This window comes from Bradyrhizobium uaiense (assembly GCF_010811875.1).
GTDB classification, from domain to species: Bacteria; Pseudomonadota; Alphaproteobacteria; order Rhizobiales; family Xanthobacteraceae; genus Bradyrhizobium; species Bradyrhizobium uaiense.
Genome location: NZ_VKHP01000408.1, coordinates 1 through 4202 on the forward strand (window position 1 = coordinate 1; position 4202 = coordinate 4202).

Sequence of the window (4202 nt, forward strand, 5' to 3'; positions counted from 1 at the left end):
CGCCTGGCTTGGGATCACCTGGGAGACCGCGGTGCGGCGGCAGTCGGAGCATTTTGCCGCCTATGGCGCGGCGATCGACCGCCTGTCGGCGCAGGGGCTGGTCTATCCGAGTTTCGAGAGCCGCGCCGACATCGCGCGGCTGGTCAGGGAACGCGAGGCCGGTGGCGCGTGGCCGCGCGATCCCGATGGCGCGCCGCTTTATCCGGGCATCGCCAAATCGTTGTCGGCCGAGGCGCGCGACCGACTGATCGGGCAGGGCGTTCCGTTCGCGGTGCGGCTCGATATGGCCGCAGCCTGCGCCCGCGCGGGCGGCTTGCGCTGGCAGGAAACAGGCCAGGGGCCGGCCGGCGAGAGCGGAGACGTCGCAGCCCAGCCGGAGGCCTGGGGCGACGTGATCCTGGCGCGCAAGGAGACCCCAACCAGCTACCATCTCTCGGTCGTGATCGACGACGCCTTGCAGGGCGTCACGGATGTGGTCAGGGGCGTTGACCTGTTCTGGTCGACCAGCGTGCATCGGCTGTTGCAGGAACTGCTTGGCTTGCCAGTGCCAGCCTACCGGCACCACCGCCTGGTCCGCGATGCAGCCGGCCAGAAACTGTCGAAATCGACCCAGGCGGCCGGACTGCGCGAGTTACGCGCGGAGGGCGCGAGCCCGGCTGACGTCCGCCGCCTGGTCGGTTTGCCGTAGATATCCGGACGAATTCGATCGCGGTTACCATCAGGGTGCGTCGTGGCGGCAGGCCGCAAACGCCGCCGTGACTCCGGTACGTCTGGCATGCCATGTTGTCGTCCGGGGCGGGGATCACTGAGACCATGGCGTCAAAATCGCGCGTACGGCGCAGCAAGCGGCCATCCAAAAGGCTGCCGCCGAAGACACGCGCCGCCAAACCACGCGCCGCCAAGGTGGCAGCCAAGCCGCGCCGCAAACGGCCGGTGCGAAACGCCTCCGCGAAGGCCGGTGCCGGCATGGTCGAGACGGCGCTCGCCGCCTTTGCCCATGAGGTGCGGACGCCGCTGACCGGAATCCTCGCGATCAGCAATCTGCTCGCGACGTCGGAACTTGGCGAGCGCGAGCGGCGCTGGGTCGACACCATCAAGGCCGGCGCCGAGCATCTGGCAAGCCTTGCGACCCTGTTCGTCGATGCCGCCCGCAGCGAGGGACCGGGGCTCGAGATCCGGCAGGAATTCTTCGACCTGCGCACGCTGGCACGCCAGGCCGCGGATTCGCTGGCCGGCCGCGCGGCGGCCAAGGGATTGCAGGCCTCGGTCGAGGTCTCCGACAGACTGCCTACCTTCGCGATCGGCGATCCCGTTCGCCTGCGCGCGGCGTTGGAGAACCTGATCGACAACGCCGTCAAGTTCACCGAGCAGGGCAGCATCGAGCTCAGTGTCGCGCCGGTGCGCGCGGCCAAGGCCAAGACCGGTGGAAAAACCGGTGGCAAGATCGGCGTTGCCTTTGTGATTTCCGACAGCGGCATCGGCCTGGCGCTGTCAGAGGTCAAGCGCCTGTTCCGGCCGTTCTCGCAGGCCAATGTCTCGATCGCCGCGCGGTTCGGCGGCGCCGGGCTCGGCCTGTCCTCGGTCCGGCAGCTCGCGCGCGCCATGGGCGGGGACGTCGTCGCGGCGCAGCGCGCGGGCGGCGGGACCGTCTTCACGCTCAACGTGGTCCTTGCGCCGGCCGAAGGGCGGGCCGGCGCAATGTCGAGCGAAAGTGCCGCGGCGCATGCAGCGCAGGGATTGCGGCTGCTGAGCGTCGAGGACAACCCGTTCGGCCGGGTCGTGCTCAACACGATCCTGACCGAACTCGGTCACCACGCCGAATTCGTCGGTCAGGGCGAGGCCGCGCCGGATAAGCTCGGACAGGGCGCCTTCGACGCCGTGCTGATGGACATGGTGCTGCCCGGCATCGGCGGTGTCGAAACGATCAAGCGCATCCGCGCGCTGCCGCCGCCGCACGGCCGTATCGTGATCGTCGGGATTTCCGGCCGTGCCGAGGACGAAGCCGCCGCGCGCGCCGCCGGCGCCGACGCCTTCCTGGTCAAGCCTGTTTCTCCGCGGGCACTCGCAACTGCGCTGCATGAAGCGACACGCCGTGCGGCAGCCGCGACTTGATGATCGCCGCGTTCAATTCGCCGCCGAACACGAAGATCGCGGCGATGAAATACAGGAACACCAGTGCGATGATCACCGAGGCGAGCCCCGCATACATCGTCACGTAGTTGTTGGCGAAGCGCGCCAGGTACATGCCGAAGCCGATGCCCGAGATCAGCGACGCCACCACGGTGAAAATGATGCCGGGCAGGATCTGCGTGAAGCTGCGGCGGCCCGCCGGCAGCCAGGCATGCAGGATGAACAGCGCAACCACCAGCGCCAGGATCGTGATGCCGTAACGAGCGGTGTTGAGCAGGCTCTCGTTGGATTCGACGAAGAACGGAATATAGCGCCGCGCCGCCTCGATGATCAGCGGCCCGAGCACGATCAGGAATGCCATCGCGAGCGAGGTGAACGCCGCGACCAGCGTGTAGCCGATCGATTCCAGCCGCAGCCAGTACCAGCGCCGCGGCTCGATCACCGCATAGGCGCGGTTCAGCGCCACCCGCAGCGCCTCGACGCCGTTGGAGGCGAAGTAGACCGCAAGCACCGCGCCGATGGTCAGGATGTCGCCGCGGGTGTTGGTCAGCACGTCATGGATCTGGCCGGACAGCGCCCCGGCGACCTGATCCGGCCAGACCTGCAGCAACAGCCCGACGGCCTGGTCGGCGAGTTCCTTGGAGCCGAAGAAGCCGGCCAGCGATGTCAGCACGATCAGAAACGGAAACAGCGCCATCAGGGTCGATAGCGCGATGTGGCTCGCGATCGCCCAGCCGTCGTCGGCGAGGAACGTGTAAAAGGCATCCATCACGACGTGGGTGACGTAACGAAGCTGCTTCACATTCCACCCGGCATTGTCGAAAACGGCTCGGTCCGAGAACGGGCCCAGCATCGGATATTACGCACTGAAAAGCCAGTTGGTTGCATGGCGGAGCTGTGTGGAAGTCCGCGTTCTGCGGTGTTATGTACCGCAGATGACATTCGTCCTCAGCATGATCGTTCTTCCCATCGCCGTCGGCGCCGTAGCCCTGGTGCTCCTGCTCGGCCTCATCAACATGATGAAGGGCGGCTCGCCGAACACGTCGCAGAAGCTGATGCGGCTGCGCGTGCTGCTGCAGTTCGTCGCCATCGTCATCGCGATGCTCGCGGTGTGGACGATGGGGCGTTAGAGCGTTGCGAGTGGGCGATGCGTAAACCTTAGGGGATTGCGGCCATGGTCGTTCTCAATCGGATCTACACGCGCACCGGCGATGACGGCACCACCGCGCTCGGCTCCGGCGAGCGGCGGCCGAAATACGATCTGCGCGTTGCCGCCTATGGCACCGTCGACGAGACCAATGCTGCGATCGGCGTGGTGCGGCTGCATCTCGCAGATAGCCCCGAGGTCGATGCGATGCTCGGCCGGATCCAGAACGATCTGTTCGATCTTGGCGCCGACCTTGCGGTGCCCGAGCGCGAGGGCAAGGCGGAGCGCCTGCGGGTGCTGGCAAGCCAGGTCGAACGGCTCGAGCGCGACATCGACAGCCTGAACGACCAGCTTGCGCCGCTGACCTCGTTCGTGCTGCCCGGCGGGACGCCAGCGTCTGCATATCTGCATCTCGCCCGGACGATATGTCGCCGCGCGGAACGGATGATGGTGGAACTCGCCGCCCGGCCCGACGAGCCGGTCAATGCCGCTGGCATCCAGTATATGAACCGCCTGTCGGATTTCCTGTTCGTTGCCAGCCGCTTCCAGAACAATAAGGGGGCGGGAGACGTGTTGTGGGTGCCGGGTCAAAACCGCTAAACTGGTTCAAAACCGGGTGACGGTTTTTTGGCTTTGGCGCGTTGACCGGGGGAAACGGGACCTTTAGGTTCCGCGCCAGCCAACCGAAACCCATAAAATCAAAGCGAAAGAGGATCGATGAAGGTTCTTGTGCCGGTAAAGCGGGTCGTCGACTACAACGTCAAGGTCCGCGTCAAGAGCGACGGGACGGGCGTGGAACTCGCCAACGTCAAGATGTCGATGAACCCGTTCGACGAGATCGCCGTCGAGGAAGCGCTGCGGCTGAAGGAAGCCGGCAAGGCGACCGAAGTGGTGGTGGTGTCGATCGGACCGGCGCAGGCCTCCG

General features: G+C 66.3%; 6 protein-coding genes. 5 read left to right on the forward strand and 1 reads right to left on the reverse strand.

Going from position 1 to position 4202, the window contains the following annotated elements:
- Positions 1 to 688, forward strand: a 688-nt coding sequence (gluQRS, locus tag FNJ47_RS44790; protein WP_163163010.1) for a tRNA glutamyl-Q(34) synthetase GluQRS, incomplete at its 5' end; no start/stop codon positions are given.
- A gap of 125 nt (positions 689 to 813) precedes the next feature.
- A complete protein-coding gene (locus FNJ47_RS44795; protein WP_163163012.1) occupies positions 814 to 2112 on the forward strand; it encodes an ATP-binding protein in 1299 nt (432 codons plus the stop codon).
- Here FNJ47_RS44795 and FNJ47_RS44800 read toward each other — a convergent pair.
- Positions 2039 to 2899, reverse strand: coding sequence for a YihY/virulence factor BrkB family protein (locus tag FNJ47_RS44800; protein ID WP_430649482.1), 861 nt, complete (start codon positions 2897 to 2899; stop codon positions 2039 to 2041). The two genes, FNJ47_RS44795 and FNJ47_RS44800, sit on opposite strands and share 74 nt — an antisense overlap.
- Before the next feature lie 166 nt (positions 2900 to 3065).
- On the opposite strand from FNJ47_RS44800, the gene FNJ47_RS44805 reads away from it, so the two are divergent.
- The 3 genes from FNJ47_RS44805 to FNJ47_RS44815 all read left to right on the forward strand — a co-directional run.
- Positions 3066 to 3260, forward strand: coding sequence for a twin transmembrane helix small protein (locus FNJ47_RS44805; protein WP_163163016.1), 195 nt, complete (start codon positions 3066 to 3068; stop codon positions 3258 to 3260).
- Between the two features lie 44 nt (positions 3261 to 3304).
- Entirely contained in the window at positions 3305 to 3877 is a 573-nt protein-coding gene (locus tag FNJ47_RS44810; protein WP_163163018.1) for a cob(I)yrinic acid a,c-diamide adenosyltransferase, read from the forward strand.
- Positions 3878 to 3994: 117 nt separating this feature from the next.
- Positions 3995 to 4202: electron transfer flavoprotein subunit beta/FixA family protein (locus FNJ47_RS44815; RefSeq protein WP_430649481.1), on the forward strand; the 208-nt coding region annotated here is incomplete at its 3' end.

Excerpts from the sequence above, each read along its gene's own strand:
- FNJ47_RS44795 (WP_163163012.1), top strand. The coding sequence starts at position 814 with ATGGCGTCAAAATCGCGCGTACGGCGCAGCAAGCGGCCATCCAAAAGG.
- FNJ47_RS44800 (WP_430649482.1), bottom strand. The coding sequence starts at position 2,899 with ATGGATGCCTTTTACACGTTCCTCGCCGACGACGGCTGGGCGATCGCG.
- FNJ47_RS44805 (WP_163163016.1), top strand. The coding sequence starts at position 3,066 with ATGACATTCGTCCTCAGCATGATCGTTCTTCCCATCGCCGTCGGCGCC.
- FNJ47_RS44810 (WP_163163018.1), top strand. The coding sequence starts at position 3,305 with ATGGTCGTTCTCAATCGGATCTACACGCGCACCGGCGATGACGGCACC.